This is a genomic window from Rhizobium terrae (genome assembly GCF_003425685.1).
GTDB classification, from domain to species: Bacteria; Pseudomonadota; Alphaproteobacteria; order Rhizobiales; family Rhizobiaceae; genus Neorhizobium; species Neorhizobium terrae.
In genome coordinates, this window is the sequence record NZ_QJKM01000013.1 from 183577 (window position 1) to 202314 (window position 18738).

The window sequence follows — 18738 nt, forward strand, 5'->3', positions numbered from 1 at the left end:
TCACGCCGACGTCCGGAACCGCCGGATCGTCTCCTCCGCTTCGCCGATCGCCTCGGGCGTGCCGACCGTCAGCCAGTGGCCGTCCATCATCATGCCGTAAAGCCGGCCGCGGGCGGCCGCCTTGTCGAAATAGGTGTTGATATTGAACGGATCGCGCGGAGCATCGTCCAGGAATTCAGGCTTCATCGCGAAGGCCCCGGCGTAGACGACGGGATTGGACGGATCGTCGCGATAACGCGTCAGGCGGCCGTCCGGCGCCATGCTGAAATCCTTGACGCCGTTATGGCCGGTCGTATCCTCGATGCGGACGCAGAGCATCGCCATGTCCATACGCTCCGGATCGAAAAATCCGGCTAGGCGATCGAGATTGCTCGGCTTGCCCGGATCCTCGCCGATCCAGAAGAGATCGGCGTTCATGACGAAGATCGTGTCGCGGCCGAGCAGGGTGAGACCTTTGACGATGCCGCCGCCATTGTTCATCAGCGCATCGCGCTCGTCCGAGATCAGGATGTCGAGACCATCATAGGCCTTCAGATGGGCTTCCATCTGATCGGCGAAATGGTGCACGTTGACGGCGGCACGCTCGACGCCCGCCTGCTTCAGGCAATCCAGCACGTAGTCGATCATCGGTTTGCCGGCGATCTTCACCAGCGGCTTCGGCATCGTGTTGGTGACCGGGCGCATGCGGGTGCCGAGACCCGCCGCCAGGACCATTGCTTCTTTGATGGTCATCGAACTCGATACTTATGATTCGGGAAGCTCTATTCCAGCCCGCCGGCACCATTCGCGCAAGGGGGCGAGCGTTTCGTGGCGCAACGCTGTGGAAAGATAGCGGAGGGTTCGCGGCATGTGCTTCAGATAACCCGGTTTTCCGTCGCGCTGCAGCAGCCGCACCCAGAGGCCGGCGAGCTTGCAGTTGCGCTGTGCCGCCATGATAGACCAGGACTTCATGAAAGTTTTTTCGTCGAAGGATCCCGAGGGGGAGCCAAGCGAGCGGCGGAGCGCAAAATAATCGGCCATCATCTGTGCTGCGAGCGCATCCGGAATGTCCACCCGCGCGTCCTGCACCAGCGAGGCGAGGTCATAGGCCGTCGGACCGATCATCGAGTCCTGGAAATCGATCAGGCCGACGCGGCGCATACCCGATTCCTGCGCCCGCCAGATGATGTTGGGCGAATGGAAATCGCGGAGCAGCAGGTTCTTTTCCGAACCGTCGAGTTCGCGGATCAGGCCGTCCCAGATCGAGAGGTAATCGGCGCGTTCTTCCTCGGTCGCCGGCGTGCCCCGCTTCCAGGGCAGGTGCCAGTCAAGCAGTAGTCGCGCTTCCATCTTCATTGCGACGGCATCGAAATCGGGGATGTGATGGACGTGGCCGCCGCCGACGGGCAGGTCCTGGCGCATCTCGTGGCTGTGCAGGTAACCGAGGCAGACGACCGCCTCGCGATATCGTTCGGGGATGGGCCGGCCTTCCGCGTCGAGCGGGCCGTCGTCGCCGAGATCTTCGATCAGCAGGATGCCCTGGTCGTAGTCGGTATGCAGGATTTCCGGCGCGGCCAGCCCGAGTTCCCGCAGATATTCATCGACCGCAACGAAAGGATAGGGGTCGAGCGCCAGATGCACGACCTTGGGATAGGGCCTTCCGTCCATCACCGCCGGACCTTCCGGCGGGCGCGGCCAATCCATCAGGATCAAGCGCTCGCCGTTTCCGGTGACGATCGTCTCGTAGGCGCGGGTGGAGGCGTCTCCGGTGAGGAAGCGGCGGCGGGCACCCTTGTAGCCGTGGAGATCGAGGAATTCGCGGATCGCCAGCACGCGGCGGATGCGCTTCATCTGCGTTTCCGGCGCCGTGATCGTCGCAAGACGGCCGCTATCCTGATGTTCGAGCTTCAACGAGATGCGCGCCGCGGGCAGGAGGTCGTCCGCCATTTCCGGCCATTCGACCAGACAGACGCCGTTCGCCAGCGCTTCGTCGAAACCGAGCTCGTCGAGTTCCGACGCGTCGCCCAGCCGGTAGAGATCGAAATGCGCGGCGGGGATCCGGAGTTCGTAAGCCTGTACCAAAGTGAAGGTCGGGCTTGGCACTTCGAGCGCCGGATCGTCGGCGAGCGCCCGCAGGAAGGCGCGGGCAAGCGTCGATTTGCCTGCGCCGAGATCGCCGGAAAGCGCAATCCAGTCGCCTTTGCCGAGCGCCAGCGCCAGATCCTCGCCGAAACGGATCGTCTCGGCTTCGTTTCCAAGCATCAGGGAAAGAGAGGCGGCATCGCTCATTCGGCGGCGACGGACCGCGCCGTCGCGGCACTCGGAATCCGGCAGGTCACGGTCGTTCCCTGGCCCGGTTTGCTGTCGATCGACACTTCACCGCTATGCAGGTGCACGAAGCTCTCGACGATGGAGAGCCCGAGGCCCGCCCCGCTTCGTTTGCCGCCCCTCGGACTTGAGGAGAAGCGGTTGAAGACGGTCTTCAGCATGTCTTCGGAAATGCCGGGACCCTTGTCGGTGACCGAGAAGAACACGTCATTGGCCGTGCGCCAGCAGTTGAGCGTGATGGTCGAGCCTTCGGGGGCGAAGTTCGTGGCATTGGTCAGGAGCTTGATGAGGATCTGCTTCAGCCGTTGCTGGTCGGCAATGATGGTTCCGAGACCGGCCGGCGCGGTGATCGCCAGCGTCACGCCGTTTTCGTGCAGCCGGTCGGCGATCTGCATCGCCACGTCGTCGAGCAGGTCGTCGATCGCCATTTCCGAATAGTTGAGCTGCATGATGCCGGCATCGACGGTCGCGAGATCGAGGATGTCGTTGACGATGGTCAGCAGCACCGACGACGACGTGGAAATGTGGTCGATATATTCCGCCTGCCGCTCGTTCAGCGAACCGATGCCCGGTGTCTTCAGAAGATCGGTGAAACCGATGATGTTGGTGAGCGGCGAACGCAGTTCGTAGGAGACGTGCTGGACGAAATCGTTCTTGAGCTCGTCGGCCTTCTGCAACGCCTCGTTCTTCTCCTTGAGCGCCCGTTCCGCCCTGGCACTCGCCGTCATGTCGACGAAGGTCAGCATCGTCTGGGCGTTCGGCAGCGGCGTCACGGCGTAATCGAGGACCAGGCCGGAATAGAGTTCGAACGTGCCCTGCAGAGAGGGACGCTCGTCATCGAAATTGGTCAGCATCTGGCCGAAGCGGCGCCAGCCGTCCGGTTTGTCGTAGGACGGCGCGCAGGCGGCTTCGATCGCCTTGATATGGGTGCCTGGCTTGGCTTCCTCGGCGGTAATGCCCCACAGCGCCCGGAAGGCCGGGTTCGACAGGCGGATGCGCCCGTCCGGCCCGAAGACCGCGACTCCTTCGGAGAGATGATCGATCGTTTCGCCCTGGACCTGCAGCAGCGTGTTGTAGCGGGTTTCGAGATCCACCTGTTCGGTGAGGTTTTCGAACACCCAGGTGGCGCCGCCCTGCGGATGCGCGGTAGCGATGACCCGAAGCGTCTGGCCGTTCGGCAGGTGCCAGAGGTCGGTCTGCGTATCCGGCGAGCGATAGACGGACAGCGCGGTTTCCTTCCAGCTCCGCCAGCTCAGCTGTTCCGGCAGCTTGCCGTCGCTGCGCAGCTTGTCGAGAAGCTCGCTATTGTCCGGCCGCCCGTCGAGGAAGGGCAGTGTGAGGTCCCAGAGCTGCACGAAGGCCTGGTTGTAGAACTGCAGCCGCCGTTCGCCGTCGAAGATCGCCACCGGCGTTGCCAGGTGGTCGAGCGTCTCGGCATGGCTTTTCAAGGTGCGTTTCAGCTCTTCGCGAATCGCCTCCGCCTCGGAAACGTCGGTCGCCATGCCGGCCGAGCCGCCGGGGACGACGACATCGACGACGTCGAAAATCGTGCGGTTGCCATGCACGACGGTCGAAATCCGGTCGTGGAAGGGCGAGGTCGGCGTCACGGTCGCCCGGATCTTTTCGCGGGCGATCGTGCCGAGAAATTCCCGCCCGTCCTCGATCGCCTGAGCCGGCGTCGAGGCCTCGACGGCGTCGCCATAGGCATGGTTCACCCAGGTAAGCTTGCCCTGGGCGTCGCGCCGCCAGGCGGGCTGCTCGATCGCGTCGAGAAGCGAATGGAACATCGAGATCGAGTTGGTGAGCCGCTCGCGTTCGATCTTGAGTTCGGCGAGTTCGGCGCGCAGGTTATTGAGGGCGATGAAGCGGACAAAGGCCTTGCCGCCCGAGACCCGGCCCTGCACTTCGAGGATTTCGTCCCGGTTGGTCTCGACGACCGTGTCGAACGAGCGGGCCTCGCCGCGCAGCTGTTCGATCGATTTTTCCAGCTCGCCGGCGGAAGTGCTGCGCAGCCAGCGGCCGAAGGCGAGGAAGTCGCGGTCCTGCTGCGGCGCGCCGGTTTCCGGCGGCAGCTGGCCGAGGAATTCCGGTTTCGACGAGCCGCTTTCCCAGACGACAATCCGCCGGTTCTTGTCGGCGATCAGGGCTTCGTATTTGGAAATGCGCTGCTGCGCGTCCGAAAGGGCGCTGCGCATTTCCTGGGTCTCATGTTCCATATTGCCGCGCTGACGCACCAGCCAGACCGCCGAAAGCAGGGCGGCGCCGAGTGCGCCGAGCACCACGGAGGAGACGATCACTTCCGTCGAGGAGAAGAGGCGAACCGCCGCATTGTCCGATTGCTGCGCGAGTGCCGCGGTGGCAAGCCCGGAAAGCGCCGTGCCCGACAGGAAGGCGCTGCCGAAGAGCGCAAGACGGCGAAACCCGCCGATTGCCGATGCGCCGCCCGGATGACCGGGAGCGGATCGCGCAAGAGGCGTCTCAGTACCGCCGCAAGAGGGATCGGCCTGCTTTGGCAGGCTCGTTTTTTTTACCGACATACCCGGTCTGTCTCCGTCCAATTGCCGCTCATCGACAAGACATACCACACCGCGCCTTGCCCGGAGCCGACGCCCGGAAAGGTGCGAATCAAGTCCTAAAACAATACCTGCTGAGGGAATCGCCGGGAAGGGACGCGCCCAAAAAAGAAGCCGCAGCCCTTTGTCAAGGCTGCGGCTACCATATCTTGTGGATTAACCGGCTACAGATTAGTAGCGGTAGTGTTCGGCCTTGAACGGACCCTGTTGCGAGACACCGATGTAGGAAGCCTGCTCTTCGGAGAGTTCCGTCAGCTTCACGCCGAGCTTTGCGAGGTGCAGGCGGGCGACCTTCTCGTCGAGATGCTTCGGCAGGATGTAGACCTCGTTCTTGTACTGGCCCTGCTTGGTGAAGAGCTCGATCTGGGCCAGCGTCTGGTTGGTGAACGAGGCGGACATCACGAAGGACGGGTGGCCGGTGGCGTTGCCGAGGTTGAGCAGGCGGCCTTCCGAGAGCAGGATGATGCGGTTGCCTTTCGGGAACTCGATCATGTCGACCTGCGGCTTGACGTTGGTCCACTTGAGGTTCCGGAGAGCCGCGACCTGGATTTCGTTGTCGAAGTGGCCGATATTGCCGACGATCGCCATGTCCTTCATCGCACGCATGTGGTCGATGCGGATGACGTCCTTGTTGCCGGTGGTGGTGATGAAGATGTCGGCCGTCGAAATGACGTCTTCGAGAACGACGACTTCGAAACCGTCCATGGCGGCCTGCAGCGCGCAGATCGGATCGACTTCGGTCACCTTGACGCGGGCGCCGGCGCCGGCGAGCGAGGCGGCCGAACCCTTGCCGACGTCGCCGTAACCGCAGACGACGGCGACCTTGCCGGCCATCATCACGTCGGTGCCGCGGCGGATGCCGTCGACCAGCGATTCCTTGCAGCCGTACTTGTTGTCGAACTTCGACTTGGTGACCGAGTCGTTGACGTTGATCGCGGGGAAGGGCAGCAGGCCCTTCTTGGAAAGTTCGTAGAGGCGGTGAACGCCGGTGGTGGTTTCTTCGGTGACGCCCTTGATCGCGTCGCGCTGCTTGGTGAACCAGCCGGGCGAAGCCTGGAGGCGCTTCTTGATCTGCGCGAAGAGGATTTCCTCTTCTTCCGAACCCGGGTTGGACAGCACGTCCTCGCCGGCCTCGGCGCGGGCGCCGAGCAGGATGTACATCGTGGCGTCGCCGCCGTCATCGAGGATCATGTTGGAGAGGCCGCCATCGGCCCACTGGAAGATCTTGTCGGTATATTCCCAGTATTCGGTGAGCGACTCGCCCTTGACGGCGAAGACCGGAATGCCGGCGGCGGCGATCGCGGCGGCGGCGTGGTCCTGGGTCGAGAAGATGTTGCAGGACGCCCAGCGGATTTCGGCGCCGAGGACCTGCAGCGTCTCGATCAGCACGGCCGTCTGGATGGTCATGTGCAGCGAACCCGAGATGCGGGCGCCCTTCAGCGGCTTCGACGCGCCGAATTCCTCGCGGCAGGACATCAGACCCGGCATTTCGGTTTCGGCGATGTCGAGCTCCTTGCGGCCGTAGGCGGCAAGATTGATATCCGCGACGACATAATCCTTTTCAGTGCTCATAAAGCTCTCCGTGTTCAGTGGCGCCTTCTCCGACGGGACCGGCGGACATGGCAAAACAACCCGCCGTGGTCGGCGGAAGCTGGCCAGCGGTGTAGCAGGCTTCCTGCAAGCTGGCAACGGGATATAAAGAAGTCTTTATATGTTTATGTCAGTGGAAGGTTAAGGGTTCAGGCTTCTTCGCCGAACTTGTTGGCGACGAGCTGCTGCAGCGCGTCCAGGGCCTCGTTCGCCTGATTGCCGCTCGCCGAAACTTCGATCGTGCAGCCGGTGCTGGCGGCAAGCATCATCAGGCCCATGATGGACGTGCCGTTGACCGTCGTGCCGTCCCTGGAAACGGTGATTGCCGCTTCGAAGCTTTCCACCATCTGCACGAATTTGGCGGACGCACGCGCGTGAAGGCCGCGTTTGTTGACGATGAGGAATTCGCGGGTGAGGGGAGCGGACATTCAGTCTCGTTTCTTGCTGGCAGTCTCGTTCTTATTTGCCGCTGAGAACACGGCTTGCGACATTGATGTATTTGCGGCCGGCCTCGGAGGCTTCGGCGAGCGCCTTGTCCATGTTGTTGTCGCCGCGCACGCCGGCGAGCTTGATCAGCATCGGCAGGTTCATGCCGGCGATGACTTCCGTCTTGCCGCTGTCCATCACGGAAATGGAGAGGTTGGAGGGCGTGCCGCCGAACATGTCGGTGAGGATGATGACCCCGTGGCCATCGTTTGCACGGGTGACGGCATCGACGATATCCTGCCGCCGCTGATCCATGTCGTCTTCGGGGCCGATGCACACGGTCTCGATGAATTTCTGGGGCCCTACGACATGCTCTACCGCGTGACGAAACTCCTCAGCCAGCTTGCCATGGGTGACAAGCACAAGTCCGATCATGAAAACTGCCCCCTGCTGTGGAAACTTGGCGGCAGTATCGCATTGCAATAAAGCCGTCCAGCGGTGGGAGCCCATCTTCTCCAAGTAGATTCGAAGTTCAAGTCAAAAAATTGGTCGCTCCGATGATCAAAACGGCATCTCGCCGTGAAAATTCGCGGCAAATGCACCGAGGACAGCCAGCGGATCGGGTGATCCGCGCCACAATCTCAGGAGGGGAAGCTCGCCGAGGTCCGGAATCGAGAACCTTTCGTCCTCCGGCGGAAGCCGGTCGTCCTCCGGCAGGGAAATCACCTGCACGGCAAGGTCGAGCGCCGCTTCGGGCACGCTGTCCATGGTCGCGATGCCGCTGCCGCGCAGTTCGATCAGGCCGGCAATGGACTGCGGCCGGCTGGCGACGAGATGACCGCCGTGACGCGAGACGATGACGCGGTCGTCGGCCACCAGGGCCGCAAAGGCGCCCTGCCGCCGAGCGGCGGCAAGACAGGCGAAGGCGAGCATGGACTTCCCGCTGCCCGACCGGCCGGTGAAGAGAAGGCCTCTGGTTCCGATGACGATCGCGGTTGCATGGATGTTGACCGGCGTCATGCGGTCTCACCGGCCGGCAGCGACAGGGTGAACCGTGCGCCGGTATTTGCCCCTGTCCTGGCGTCATGCAGGTTTTCCGCCTTCAGCGAGCCGCCATGCGCCTCGGCGATCTGCCGGCTGATCGACAGGCCGAGCCCCGAATTCTGGCCAAAGCTCTCGCCGTCCGGGCGGTCCGTGTAGAACCGTTCGAAGATCCGGTCGATGTTTTCCGCCTGGATGCCGGGACCATTATCGTCGACGGTGACGACGACGCGGTCCTTGTTCCGCATCAGCCGTATGGCGATATGACCGCCCTTGTCCGGCACGAAGGAGCGGGCGTTCTCGATCAGGTTTGTGATGATCTGGCCGAGGCGGAGGTCGTGGCCGTTGATGACGTAGGCGAGCTTGTTGCCGCCCTTCGGATCGATGGCAAGCTCGATCTCCACCGGTTTGCGGCCGGTGCGGATCTGCCGGGAAATATCGACGAGATTGCCAAGCAGGCTTTCCATGTCGACCGGCGTCGAATCGGAGCGGGCAAGTTCCGCATCGAGACGCGAGGCGTCGGAAATATCACTGATCAGGCGATCGAGGCGGCGCACGTCGTGGAAAATGATTTCGGTAAGCCGCTGTTTCGACTCGTCCGACTTGGCGAGCGGCAGCGTCTCGACCGCGCTCCGGAGCGATGTCAGGGGATTCTTGAGTTCATGGCTGACATCGGCCGCGAAGCTTTCGATCGCGTCGATCCGATCATAAAGGGCGTTGGTCATGTCACGGACCGCGACGGAAAGATTGCCGATCTCGTCCTGGCGATAGGAGAAGTCCGGGATCTCCTCGCGCTGCTTGGCGCCGCGCCGGACTCGGATCGCCGCGGCTGACAGGCGGCGCAGCGGATTGGCGATCGTCGAGGACAGAAGCAGCGAAAGCAGGATGTTGACCAGCGTCGCGACGCCGAAGACGCGCATGATCGCCAGCCGTTCCGCATGGACGATCTTGTCGATGTCGCCGGCCTGGGTCGAGAGCAGCAGCACGCCGAGCACGGCGCGGAAACGCTGGACCGGCACGGCGACCGAGACGATCAGCTCGCCGCGTTCCGTAACCCGCACCAGCGCGCCGCGCACGCCGGTCAGCGCATTCATGACTTCCGGATAGATCGAGCCGTCGCCGCCCGGTGCTTCCTTGTAGACCGGCAGGTTGCCCGGTTGCAGCAGGCGATTGAAAAGCCCTGCGAACCAGTCGCCCCACGTCTGTTTTTCGTTTTCCACCGGCGGCAGGTCGAAACGCAGCACCTGGCCGCGCGAATAGAGATGGCGGGAATCGAGAAGAAGATTGGCATCGGCGTCGAAAATGCGGGCGCGGGTGCGGGTGGGAGAGATGAGGCGCCTCAGCACCGGGGCGACGCGCTCCGGATCGATCGGAAAATCGAGGTCCTCGTCGTTCGGCACCGGCGTGATGCTCTGGCCGGCCTGCAGTTCGAGAAGTTTCTGGGGGTCGATGGTGATCGAATTGGTGTCGACGGACGCGGAGGCGGAAATCGCGCCTGCAATGATCTCGCCCTGGGTCAGCAGGCTTTCGACGCGGGCGTCGATCAGTCCTTCGCGGAACTGGTTGAGGTAAAGAATGCCGGCCACGAGGACGACGGTCGCGGCGATGTTGAAGAACAGGATGCGGCGGGTGAGGCTGGAAAACACCGCATGGCCGAAGACCCGCCGGATCAGCGTGAAGGGACGCGACCAGAAACGCCGCCGTACACGGCGCGTCTCGACCTTCTCCGTTCCGGCCAATTTGCTGTCGAACAGTTGATCTGCCACTGCAGTCCTTCCACCGGACCAGTCTATCGCCGGCCCGGCCGTGGCCTCAAGTTAACCTTTTGCAAGATAACGGCTCACGCCGCCTCGCGGAACCGGTAACCCACGCCGTAAAGCGTCTCGATCATATCAAAGTCCGTATCGACCATCTTGAACTTTTTGCGCAGCCGCTTGATGTGGCTGTCGATCGTGCGGTCGTCCACATAGACCTGTTCGTCATAGGCCGCGTCCATCAGCGCGTCGCGGCTCTTGACGACGCCCGGGCGCTGGGCGAGCGAATGCAGGATCAGGAATTCGGTCACCGTCAGCGTCACCGGCTCGCCCTTCCAGGTGCAGGTATGGCGTTCCTGGTCCATGGCGAGCTGGCCGCGCTCGAGCGTGCGGGCCGCTTGCGCATCTGCCGCGGCTTTGGTGCCGACGCCACCGCCGGCCTGCGCCTCGCGGGCGCCTGCACGGCGCAGGATCGCCTTGACGCGCTCCACCAGCAGCCTTTGCGAGAACGGCTTGGTGATGAAATCGTCGGCGCCCATCTTCAGGCCGAACAGTTCGTCGATCTCCTCGTCCTTGGAGGTGAGGAAGATTACCGGCAGGTCGGACTTCTGCCTCAGCCTGCGCAGGAGTTCCATGCCGTCCATGCGCGGCATCTTGATATCGAAGATCGCCAGTTGCGGCGGGCGGGCGATCAGCCCGTCGAGCGCGGAGGCACCGTCGGTATAGGTTTCGACCTTGTATCCTTCCGCTTCCAGTGCGATCGACACCGAAGTCAGGATATTGCGGTCGTCATCTACGAGCGCGATTGTCTGCATGCTCTCCGTCTCCGTCACCATCTATACGCATCTCCTGGAATCACCCCAGCCAGGCGGCTTCCGCCGACGCGCTTCTTGAGTATAAAGGTGGAACAAATTGTGGCAAAGATAAAGGGGCGACTTACGGTCGCGCCGTTCGGGCCATCTTCAGAACCTAAGGTCCGGAGAGGATTAAAACAGTTCTTAAACCGATTTAACTGGGAATAAAATTTTTTAAATCGATTAATTAATTGATATTGTTAAATAATTTTAGAAACGCCTCTTGCTCTTTCAGAAATCTGTCATTAATTTCCGGCGAGTTTTCCACGGCAAGCGGAAGGAGTGCGCGCATGGAAGAGTTTGGACTTCACAACCCTGCAAACGGGGTAGCGGCAATCGGTCTCGGCAATGTTTCGCGCGTTTATTACAATTCTTCCGAGGTCGAACTCTACGAAGAAGCCATTCGCCGCGGTGAAGCCGACCTCACCATCGACGGCGCCCTCCGCGCCGTCACCGGCCAGCACACCGGGCGTTCGCCGAAAGACAAGTTCATGGTTCGCGATGCCGAAACCGAGAACCGGATCTGGTGGAGCGCCGAGAACAAGGCGATGTCGCCCGAGCACTTTGCCGTGCTCAAGGCCGATATGCTGGCCCATGCGAGCGGCAAGGAACTGTTCGTCCAGGACCTGATCGGCGGCGCCGACGCCGAATACGCGCTGCCGACCCGCGTCGTCAGCGAATTGGCCTGGCATTCGCTGTTCATCCGCAACCTGTTGATCCGTCCGAAGCGCGAAACGCTGTCGGCGTTCCGGCAGAAGCTGACGATCATCAACCTGCCGAGTTTCAAGGCCGATCCGGCGCGGCACGGCTGCCGCACCGAGACGGTGATCGCCTGCGATTTCACCAACGGCCTCATCCTGGTCGGCGGCACGTCCTATGCCGGCGAGAACAAGAAGTCGGTCTTCTCGATCCTCAACTACTTCCTGCCGGAAAAGGGCGTCATGCCGATGCACTGCTCGGCGAATGTCGGCCCGAACGGCGATACGACCCTCTTCTTCGGCCTCTCCGGCACCGGCAAGACCACGCTGTCGGCCGATCCGAACCGCACGTTGATCGGTGACGACGAGCACGGCTGGGGCGAAAACGGCGTCTTCAATTTCGAAGGTGGCTGCTACGCCAAGGCGATCAACCTGTCGGCCGAAGCCGAGCCGGAAATCTATGCCGCGACCCGCCGTTTCGGCACCGTGATCGAGAATGTCGTCCTGGATGAAAACCGTGTTCCGGACTTCAGCGACGACTCGCTGACCGAAAACACCCGCAGCGCCTACCCGCTGGATTTCATTCCGAATGCCTCGCGCACCGGCCTTGCCCCGCAGCCGAAGACGATCATTCTGCTCGCCGCCGATGCCTTCGGCGTCATGCCGCCGATCGCCAAGCTGACGCCGGAACAGGCCATGTACCACTTCCTTTCCGGCTACACCGCCAAGGTGGCCGGCACGGAAAAGGGCGTGACCGAGCCGGAAGCGACCTTCTCGACCTGCTTCGGCAGCCCGTTCATGCCGCGCCATCCGGCGGAATACGGCAATCTGCTGAAGGATCTGATCGCCCGTCACAAGGTCGATTGCTGGCTGCTCAACACCGGCTGGACCGGCGGGCAGTACGGCGTCGGTCACCGCATGCCGATCAAGGTCACCCGCGCGCTGCTGAGTGCCGCTCTCGACGGCAGCCTGAAAAATGCCGAGTTCCGCACCGATGCGAACTTCGGCTTCGCGGTTCCGGTGGCCGTGGAAGGCATCGACAGCAAGATCCTCGACCCGCGTTCGACCTGGGCCGACGGCGCCGCTTTCGACGCCTATGCCAAGAAGCTCGTCTCGATGTTCATCCGGAACTTCGAACAGTACGAAGATCATGTCGACAGCAAAGTAAAGGGCGCCGCACCGGTGGCGCTTGCCGCTGCCGAATAAGCTTCGATATCGAAGGATTCACGTGAAACCGCCGGCCCAGGGATAACACCTCTGGGCCGGCGTTTTTTATCTGGGGACTGAGCGCTCTCGGCGTCATCCTCGGGCTCGTCCCGAGGATCTGCTGAGCGTGAATGCGTCAACCGTGGCAGATGCTCGGGACAAGCCCGAGCAGGACGGTTGGGGGTTTTCGAACACCTCATATCTGTCCGAATGGTGCGCCTCGCCGCTGGTGGTTTTCTTTTGACGCGCTTTATGGGAAACAGGCGACATGGCCAGCAATCCCCTCATCATCAACAACCGCATCACCATCGCCGGATGGGAGCTGACGGAACAGTTCGTTTTGGCAGGGGGGCCTGGCGGCCAGAACGTCAACAAGGTCTCGACGGCCGTCCAGCTCTTCTATGATATCGTCAATTCCCCGTCGCTGCCCGACCGGATCAAGCAGAACGCCGTCAGGCTTGCCGGAAAACGGGTGTCGAAGGAGGGCGTACTGATGATAGAGGCGAACCGTTTCCGCAGCCAGGAGCGCAATCGCGAGGAAGCGCGCGAGCGGCTGAAGGAGCTGATTCTTGAGGCGGCCAAACCGCCGCCGCCGCCGCGCAAGGCCACCAAGCCGACCAAAGGCTCCGTGGAACGCCGGCTGAAGGAAAAGTCTGGCCGCTCCGAAGTCAAGAAGATGCGCGGCCGGCCGGTCGGCGATTAGGTTCGGAGACTGAATTGGGGACATTGCTGAACGGCATCAGGCACCTGCCGGATTATCTGGATCGCGCGGCGCAAGAGCGCCTGATCGAACTGGTCCGCATCGTGGTGGCCGAGGCACCGCTCTATACGCCGGAAATGCCCGGCACCGGAAGGCCGATGTCAGTCAGGATGACCAATTGCGGTTCGCTCGGCTGGGTGACGGACAGGCAACAGGGCTATCGGTACCAGCCCTTCCATCCGGTGACGAAGAAACCCTGGCCGGCGATACCGGCGGAGCTGCTGGACCTTTGGGAAAGGCTTGCCGGTTACCCCAAGCCGCCGGAGGCCTGCCTCGTCAACTTCTATGCGGACGACGCGAAGATGGGCCTGCATCAGGACAGGGACGAGACGGAATTCGCGGCCCCGGTGCTCTCGATATCGCTTGGGAATACCTGCCTCTTCCGGGTAGGTGGCCTGAACCGGAAGGACCCCACCGGCTCGTTCCGGCTTTCGAGCGGCGATATCGTCCTCATCGGCGGCGAGGGGCGGCTGGCGTTCCACGGCGTCGACCGGATCTACCCCGGCACATCGATGCTCCTGAAGAACGGCGGACGCATCAATCTGACGCTCCGCCGGGTCAATAGCTGACGATCCAAAGCGTCTCTCCCAAAAGTGGAAACCGGTTTCGGACAAAGATATGTCCAATAAGCTCGATAGCCGGCGATCGATCGTCTACAGTTTTCGAAGCGATACCGTCTCGACCAGATGATTGCGCCCTTTGCGCAGGATGAGATCGGCGCGGGGGCGGGTCGGCAGGATGTTCTGGCGCAGGTTCTTGAGGTTGATGTTTTCCCAGAGACCTTCGGCGACCTTGACCGCCGCGTCCGCGTCGATCGCCGCATATTTCTTGAAGAACGAGGTCGGATCGCGGAAGGCGGTTTCGCGCAGCTTCATGAAGCGTTGCACATACCATTGGTGGATCTGGTCCTCCTCGGCGTCGATATAGATCGAGAAATCGAAGAAGTCCGAGACGATCGGTACGATCTTGCCGTCCGCGGGCAGTGCCCGCGACTGCAGGACGTTGATGCCCTCGAAGATCAGGATATCCGGCCGGTCGACCAGCGTGAATTCGTTCGGCAGCACGTCGTAGGTGAGGTGCGAGTAGCGCGGCGCCTTGACGTTCGGCTCTCCCGCCTTGATCGCCGAGAGGAAACGCAGGATCTGGCCGACGTCGTAGCTTTCCGGAAAGCCTTTGCGCTCCATCAGGTTCTCGCGGCTCAGCACCGCATTCGGGTAGAGGAAGCCGTCCGTGGTGATGAGATCGACCTTGGGGCTCGAGGGCCAACGGGCGAGCAGTTCCTTCAGGATACGGGCAGTGGTGGATTTGCCCACCGCGACGGAACCGGCGATGCCGATGATGAAGGGCGTCTTGGTGATGTCGGAAAGGCTGAGGAACCGGTTGCGCTGCTGGAAGAGCAGTTGCGTCGCCTCCACATGCGTGGAAAGCAGGCGAGAGAGCGAAAGATAGATGCGCCTGACCTCGTTGAGGTCGATCGGGTCGTCCAGCGAACGCAGCCGCTGCACCTCGTCGGCCGTCAGCGTCAGCGGCGTATCGGCGCGGAATTTCGCCCATTCCTCGGCGGTGAACGAGTGGTAGGGCGAGTAATATTCCGTATTGCTGCCGGTCTCGCTCGGCTCGGCGGGCTGCGATGCGATATTCATGACTTCAGACTCATGATTTTGGCCGGCTCGCCTTTTCTTTGAGACCGGATTGGCCGGTCCTTCGCTCAAGTTCGTCAAGCACATCCTGCAACGGCAGCGCAGCGATATTCAAGACGACTAAAAGATGATAGAGCAGGTCCGCGCTTTCGGCCGTCAGGTTCTGGCGGTCCCGGCTGACGGCGGCGATGACAGTTTCGACCGCCTCCTCGCCGAGTTTCTTGGCGGCCTTTTCCGGGCCGGCGGCGACGAGCTTCGCGGTCCAGGATTCCTCCGGCGAGGCTTTGGCCCGGGTGGCGACGATCTCCTCGAGATCCTTCAGGGAAAACTCACTCATACTTTGTTCCCGGCTTTCTTACGGGCGCTCCATCAAGCCGCATGGCGATGCCGTGCTCTGCCATATAGTGCTTTGCCTGGCCGACCGTATAGGTGCCGAAGTGGAAAATCGAGGCGGCGAGCACAGCCGTCGCGTGGCCTTCCTTGATGCCCGCGACCATGTCGTCCAGATTGCCGACACCGCCGGACGCGATGACCGGGGCGCGAACGCTGTCGGCGATCGCCCGCGTCAGTTCGAGGTCGTAGCCGATCTTCGTCCCGTCGCGGTCCATTGAGGTGATGAGCAGTTCGCCGGCGCCGCGCTCCACCATCTTCACGGCGAAATCGACGGCGTCGATGCCGGTCGCGTTGCGGCCGCCATGGGTATGGATCTCCCAAGCGCTGAGATTGTCGCCGCCGACCGCCTGGGTGCGGCGGCGCTTGGCGTCTATCGACACGACGATGCATTGGTTGCCGAACTTGTCGGCCGCTTCCGCCACGAAATCCGGATTGTTGACCGCAGCCGAATTGATCGAGACCTTGTCGGCGCCCGCGAGCAGCAGCTTGCGGATGTCGGCGATGCTGCGCACCCCGCCGCCGACGGTGAGCGGCATGAAGCAGTGGTCGGCGGTGCGGGCGACGACGTCGAAGATCGTCTCGCGATTGTCCGAGGAGGCGGTGATGTCGAGGAAGCAGAGTTCGTCGGCACCGGCGGCGTCATAGGCTTTCGCCGCTTCCACCGGGTCACCGGCATCGATCAGGTCGACGAAGTTGACGCCCTTGACGACACGGCCGTCCTTGACGTCCAGGCAGGGGATGACGCGGGCTTTGAGGGTCATGCGGCACGCCCTTTCTGTGAGCGGATCAACGCCAGCGCTTCTGCTGGATCGATACGGCCGTCGTAAAGCGCGCGGCCGGATATGGCGCCTTCCAGCCGGGCGGCGTCGGGTTCGAGCATGCGTCTTATGTCATCGAGCGAGGCAAGCCCGCCCGACGCGATCACCGGAATGGAAACGGCATCGGCGAGTTCCAGTGTCGTTTTCCAGTTGATGCCGGCCAAAATGCCGTCGCGGTCGATATCGGTATAGATGATCGCCGAAACGCCGGCGCCCTCGAATTTCTTCGCCAGTTCGATGACGCCGAGCTCGGAAGCTTCTGCCCAGCCTTCGACGGCGACCTTGCCGCCCTTGGCGTCGATACCGACGGCGACCTTGCCCGGGAAAGCCTTGCAGGCCTCGATGACGAGCGCCGGATCGCGGACTGCGACCGTGCCGAGGATCACGCGCGCCAGCCCCCGGCCGAGCCAGTTTTCGATGTGATCGAGGGTGCGGATGCCGCCGCCGAGTTGCACCGGGTTCTTCGTCGCCTTGAGGATGGCATCGACGGCCGCACCGTTGACGCTTTCGCCGGCAAAGGCGCCATTGAGGTCGACGACATGCAGCCATTCGAACCCCTGGTCCTCGAAGGCCTTGGCCTGCGCGGCGGGATCGGGATTGTAGACGGTCGCCTGGTCCATGTCGCCGAGCTTGAGGCGCACGCACTGGCCGTCTTTCAGGTCGATTGCGGGAAAAAGGAACATGTCTCTTCTGTCCTTGGCAGTTCGCGCGAGCCCAGGGGCAATCCCCCTATGGCTTCCAGCGCAGGAAATTGGCGATTAAAGCAAGGCCCAAAGCCTGGCTTTTCTCAGGGTGAAACTGCGAACCGGCGACGTTGTCGCGCCCGACGAAGGCGGTCATGGCGCCGCCGTACTCGGCGGTGGCGATCACGTCTGCCCGGTGTCTTGCCGCCAGATGGTAGGAATGCACGAAATAAGCGTGCAACCCCTCCGGCCCGGTCGGAATGCCTTCGAAGAGCGGGTGTGGGTGATGCAGGTCGAGCGTGTTCCAGCCGATCTGCGGGATCTTCAGGTTCCGGTCGTCCGGCGTCATCTCGACGACGTCGCCTTCGATCCAGCCGAACCCCTGCGTGACGGTCTTTTCAAGCCCGCGCGACGACATCAGCTGCATGCCGACGCAGATGCCGAGGAAGGGGCGGCCCTTGTGCTCGATCACATCGAGGATCGCTTCGTGCATGCCCGGCACCGCGTCGAGGCCGGCGCGGCAGTCCGCATAGGCGCCGACGCCCGGCAGCACGATCCGGTCGGCGGTGGCGACGGCTTCCGCCTTGTCGGTCAGGTCGATCACCGCATCGATGCCGGCTTCGCGGGCGGCGCGTTCGAAGGCTTTTGTCGCGGAACGGAGATTACCGGACCCGTAGTCGATGATTGCGACGCGCATCAGCGTCCTCCATGTTCGAAGAGGCCCATCTGGGGGCCTTGCCAGCCGGCGGCGGGCTTTCCCTGTTTCGCCCATTCCGCCGAAACCGGCATCGGTTGTTTTTCCGGTTCGGGAAGGCTGGAGAAGTAGATTTCCTCGGCAACATCCAGATCGGGTGCGGCGACGACCTTTTCCAGGGTCCAGCCACGTCTGATCAGCGTTTCGGAGCGATAATGTCGGCCTTCGAGCGCGACGATCAGGCTGACCGCGAGACCGAGCAAGCCGCCGGCCAGCTCGAATTCGGGCATGGTCATCAGCAGGCCGCTCAGGATTTGGAGGAGGAATACAATGGCAGCTGGCAGCCACAGCCGGTTCCACAGGAGCCATATCCAGGGGAAAATCAGCGCCGTCCAGGAAAACCCGTCCTGCAGGACAAGCGTGGAATGATGATCCCTGTCTGGCACCCGTTGGGGGTGATCGGGAGGAGTGAGAACGAGATAGCTTCTCATGGGTCGCTTTCCTGGGGAATGTCTCCCGGAAGCGTCAGACCAGCATTCCCTTCGTGGAGGGGACGCGATTGGCCTGCCGCGGATCGATTTCGGTCGCGGCGCGCAGGGTCCGCGCCACGGATTTGAAGCAGGTCTCGGCGATATGATGGTTGTTGGCGCCGTAATGGTTCAGCACATGCAGCGTAATGCCGGCATTCTGGGCAAAGGCCTGGAAGAACTCCCGGACCAGCTCGGTATCGAATGTGCCGATCTTCGGCGCGCTGAAGGAGACGTTCCACACTAGGAAGGGCCGGCCGGACACGTCGATCGCCGCCTTGGTCATGGTCTCGTCCATGGCAAGGTCGAGTGAGGCATAGCGGGCGATGCCGCGTCGGTCGCCGAGCGCCTTGGAGATCGCTTGGCCGAGCGCAATCCCGGTGTCCTCGACGGTGTGATGGTCGTCGATATGCAGATCGCCCTTGACGTCGATTTCCATGTCGATGAGCGAATGTCGCGAAAGCTGGTCGAGCATGTGATCGAAGAAGCCGACGCCCGTGGAAATCCTGGCCGCGCCGGTGCCGTCCAGATTGACGGAAACGGAGACGGAAGTTTCGTTGGTCTTGCGGGAAATCTTGCCCACGCGTGCGACTGTCGTTTCACCCATCAGGGTCTCTCCATGCCCGGGACCGGAACTCGGGTCTGACTTGGTCCCTCGATCACGGCTCCTTATCAGGCGCAAAGTCAAATATCCAGCAAAAGCCGGGGTATTTATGCCGCATCGCGTCACGAGATTGCATTCGCCCGGGCTGACCTTACATAGATGACCAACGG

At 62.4% G+C, this 18738-nt stretch carries 19 protein-coding genes; 3 read left to right on the forward strand and 16 right to left on the reverse strand.

Translation table 11 applies throughout. The features are described from left to right. The 9 genes from DMO26_RS23730 to DMO26_RS23770 all read right to left on the reverse strand — a co-directional run bounded on the left by DMO26_RS23730 (position 1) and on the right by DMO26_RS23770 (position 10506). Positions 1–732, reverse strand: a complete 732-nt coding sequence (locus DMO26_RS23730; protein ID WP_117194634.1) for a nucleotidyltransferase family protein — start codon at positions 730–732, stop codon at positions 1–3. A gap of 12 nt (positions 733–744) precedes the next feature. Continuing rightward, complete coding sequence (gene tsaE / locus DMO26_RS23735) at positions 745–2268, reverse strand: tRNA (adenosine(37)-N6)-threonylcarbamoyltransferase complex ATPase subunit type 1 TsaE (RefSeq protein WP_117194635.1); 1524 nt, start codon at positions 2266–2268, stop codon at positions 745–747. Continuing rightward, positions 2265–4844, reverse strand: a complete 2580-nt coding sequence (locus tag DMO26_RS23740; RefSeq protein WP_117194636.1) for a PAS domain-containing sensor histidine kinase — start codon at positions 4842–4844, stop codon at positions 2265–2267. The genes tsaE and DMO26_RS23740 overlap by 4 nt, the downstream gene beginning before the upstream one ends. A gap of 207 nt (positions 4845–5051) precedes the next feature. Continuing rightward, positions 5052–6452 (reverse strand): adenosylhomocysteinase, encoded by a 1401-nt coding sequence (gene ahcY, locus DMO26_RS23745; RefSeq protein ID WP_117194637.1) that lies wholly within the window; start codon positions 6450–6452, stop codon positions 5052–5054. 167 nt (positions 6453–6619) lie between these two features. Continuing rightward, positions 6620–6898, reverse strand: a complete 279-nt coding sequence (locus tag DMO26_RS23750) for an HPr family phosphocarrier protein (protein WP_117194638.1) — start codon at positions 6896–6898, stop codon at positions 6620–6622. Positions 6899–6929: 31 nt separating this feature from the next. After that, entirely contained in the window at positions 6930–7331 is a 402-nt protein-coding gene (locus tag DMO26_RS23755; RefSeq protein ID WP_117194639.1) for a PTS sugar transporter subunit IIA, read from the reverse strand. Positions 7332–7457: 126 nt separating this feature from the next. Beyond that, positions 7458–7916 (reverse strand): HPr kinase/phosphorylase, encoded by a 459-nt coding sequence (locus DMO26_RS23760; protein ID WP_117194640.1) that lies wholly within the window; start codon positions 7914–7916, stop codon positions 7458–7460. Beyond that, positions 7913–9703, reverse strand: a complete 1791-nt coding sequence (locus DMO26_RS23765; RefSeq protein ID WP_117194641.1) for a stimulus-sensing domain-containing protein — start codon at positions 9701–9703, stop codon at positions 7913–7915. Before DMO26_RS23765 ends, DMO26_RS23760 begins: the two co-directional genes overlap by 4 nt. A 74-nt stretch (positions 9704–9777) precedes the next feature. Beyond that, entirely contained in the window at positions 9778–10506 is a 729-nt protein-coding gene (locus DMO26_RS23770; RefSeq protein ID WP_117194681.1) for a response regulator transcription factor, read from the reverse strand. A gap of 329 nt (positions 10507–10835) precedes the next feature. Here DMO26_RS23770 and DMO26_RS23775 point away from each other — a divergent pair, with 329 nt between their 5' ends. From DMO26_RS23775 to DMO26_RS23785, 3 genes are all read left to right on the forward strand, one after another. Continuing rightward, entirely contained in the window at positions 10836–12449 is a 1614-nt protein-coding gene (locus DMO26_RS23775; protein WP_117194642.1) for a phosphoenolpyruvate carboxykinase, read from the forward strand. Between the two features lie 268 nt (positions 12450–12717). Beyond that, on the forward strand, positions 12718–13152 hold the full coding sequence (arfB, locus tag DMO26_RS23780) for an alternative ribosome rescue aminoacyl-tRNA hydrolase ArfB (RefSeq protein ID WP_117194643.1): 435 nt from the start codon (positions 12718–12720) through the stop codon (positions 13150–13152). 14 nt (positions 13153–13166) lie between these two features. Continuing rightward, positions 13167–13778 carry an alpha-ketoglutarate-dependent dioxygenase AlkB gene (locus tag DMO26_RS23785; protein WP_117194644.1) on the forward strand — a complete coding sequence of 204 codons (612 nt, stop codon included), beginning with the start codon at positions 13167–13169 and terminating at the stop codon, positions 13776–13778. Between the two features lie 84 nt (positions 13779–13862). On the opposite strand, the gene coaA is transcribed toward DMO26_RS23785, so the two are convergent. Genes coaA through hisB form a run of 7 tightly spaced genes read right to left on the reverse strand, consistent with a single transcriptional unit; the run spans position 13863 to position 18571 of the window. Continuing rightward, complete coding sequence (gene coaA, locus DMO26_RS23790; protein WP_117194645.1) at positions 13863–14852, reverse strand: type I pantothenate kinase; 990 nt, start codon at positions 14850–14852, stop codon at positions 13863–13865. A gap of 10 nt (positions 14853–14862) precedes the next feature. Next, the gene (locus tag DMO26_RS23795; protein ID WP_117194646.1) at positions 14863–15186 is read right to left on the reverse strand and encodes a phosphoribosyl-ATP diphosphatase; all 324 of its coding nucleotides are present in this window, start codon (positions 15184–15186) and stop codon (positions 14863–14865) included. Next, on the reverse strand, positions 15179–16003 hold the full coding sequence (gene hisF / locus DMO26_RS23800) for an imidazole glycerol phosphate synthase subunit HisF (RefSeq protein WP_117194647.1): 825 nt from the start codon (positions 16001–16003) through the stop codon (positions 15179–15181). Before hisF ends, DMO26_RS23795 begins: the two co-directional genes overlap by 8 nt. After that, positions 16000–16743 carry a 1-(5-phosphoribosyl)-5-[(5-phosphoribosylamino)methylideneamino]imidazole-4-carboxamide isomerase gene (hisA, locus tag DMO26_RS23805; RefSeq protein WP_117194648.1) on the reverse strand — a complete coding sequence of 248 codons (744 nt, stop codon included), beginning with the start codon at positions 16741–16743 and terminating at the stop codon, positions 16000–16002. The genes hisF and hisA overlap by 4 nt, the downstream gene beginning before the upstream one ends. Positions 16744–16789: 46 nt before the next feature. Next, positions 16790–17440, reverse strand: coding sequence for an imidazole glycerol phosphate synthase subunit HisH (gene hisH, locus DMO26_RS23810; RefSeq protein ID WP_117194649.1), 651 nt, complete (start codon positions 17438–17440; stop codon positions 16790–16792). Then, positions 17440–17928, reverse strand: coding sequence for a DUF2628 domain-containing protein (locus tag DMO26_RS23815; RefSeq protein ID WP_117194650.1), 489 nt, complete (start codon positions 17926–17928; stop codon positions 17440–17442). The genes hisH and DMO26_RS23815 overlap by 1 nt, the downstream gene beginning before the upstream one ends. A gap of 34 nt (positions 17929–17962) precedes the next feature. Continuing rightward, a complete protein-coding gene (hisB, locus tag DMO26_RS23820) occupies positions 17963–18571 on the reverse strand; it encodes an imidazoleglycerol-phosphate dehydratase HisB (RefSeq protein WP_117194651.1) in 609 nt (202 codons plus the stop codon). Positions 18572–18738: the final 167 nt, after the last annotated feature.

Bases quoted from the DNA above. Each gene is read 5' to 3' on its own strand.
- DMO26_RS23730 (WP_117194634.1), bottom strand. From the start codon at position 732: ATGACCATCAAAGAAGCAATGGTCCTGGCGGCGGGTCTCGGCACCCGC.
- tsaE (WP_117194635.1), bottom strand. From the start codon at position 2,268: ATGAGCGATGCCGCCTCTCTTTCCCTGATGCTTGGAAACGAAGCCGAG.
- DMO26_RS23740 (WP_117194636.1), bottom strand. From the start codon at position 4,844: ATGTCGGTAAAAAAAACGAGCCTGCCAAAGCAGGCCGATCCCTCTTGC.
- ahcY (WP_117194637.1), bottom strand. From the start codon at position 6,452: ATGAGCACTGAAAAGGATTATGTCGTCGCGGATATCAATCTTGCCGCC.
- DMO26_RS23750 (WP_117194638.1), bottom strand. From the start codon at position 6,898: ATGTCCGCTCCCCTCACCCGCGAATTCCTCATCGTCAACAAACGCGGC.
- DMO26_RS23755 (WP_117194639.1), bottom strand. From the start codon at position 7,331: ATGATCGGACTTGTGCTTGTCACCCATGGCAAGCTGGCTGAGGAGTTT.
- DMO26_RS23760 (WP_117194640.1), bottom strand. From the start codon at position 7,916: ATGACGCCGGTCAACATCCATGCAACCGCGATCGTCATCGGAACCAGA.
- DMO26_RS23770 (WP_117194681.1), bottom strand. From the start codon at position 10,506: ATGCAGACAATCGCGCTCGTAGATGACGACCGCAATATCCTGACTTCG.
- DMO26_RS23775 (WP_117194642.1), top strand. From the start codon at position 10,836: ATGGAAGAGTTTGGACTTCACAACCCTGCAAACGGGGTAGCGGCAATC.
- arfB (WP_117194643.1), top strand. From the start codon at position 12,718: ATGGCCAGCAATCCCCTCATCATCAACAACCGCATCACCATCGCCGGA.
- coaA (WP_117194645.1), bottom strand. From the start codon at position 14,852: ATGAATATCGCATCGCAGCCCGCCGAGCCGAGCGAGACCGGCAGCAAT.
- DMO26_RS23795 (WP_117194646.1), bottom strand. From the start codon at position 15,186: ATGAGTGAGTTTTCCCTGAAGGATCTCGAGGAGATCGTCGCCACCCGG.
- hisF (WP_117194647.1), bottom strand. From the start codon at position 16,003: ATGACCCTCAAAGCCCGCGTCATCCCCTGCCTGGACGTCAAGGACGGC.
- hisA (WP_117194648.1), bottom strand. From the start codon at position 16,743: ATGTTCCTTTTTCCCGCAATCGACCTGAAAGACGGCCAGTGCGTGCGC.
- hisH (WP_117194649.1), bottom strand. From the start codon at position 17,440: ATGCGCGTCGCAATCATCGACTACGGGTCCGGTAATCTCCGTTCCGCG.
- DMO26_RS23815 (WP_117194650.1), bottom strand. From the start codon at position 17,928: ATGAGAAGCTATCTCGTTCTCACTCCTCCCGATCACCCCCAACGGGTG.
- hisB (WP_117194651.1), bottom strand. From the start codon at position 18,571: ATGGGTGAAACGACAGTCGCACGCGTGGGCAAGATTTCCCGCAAGACC.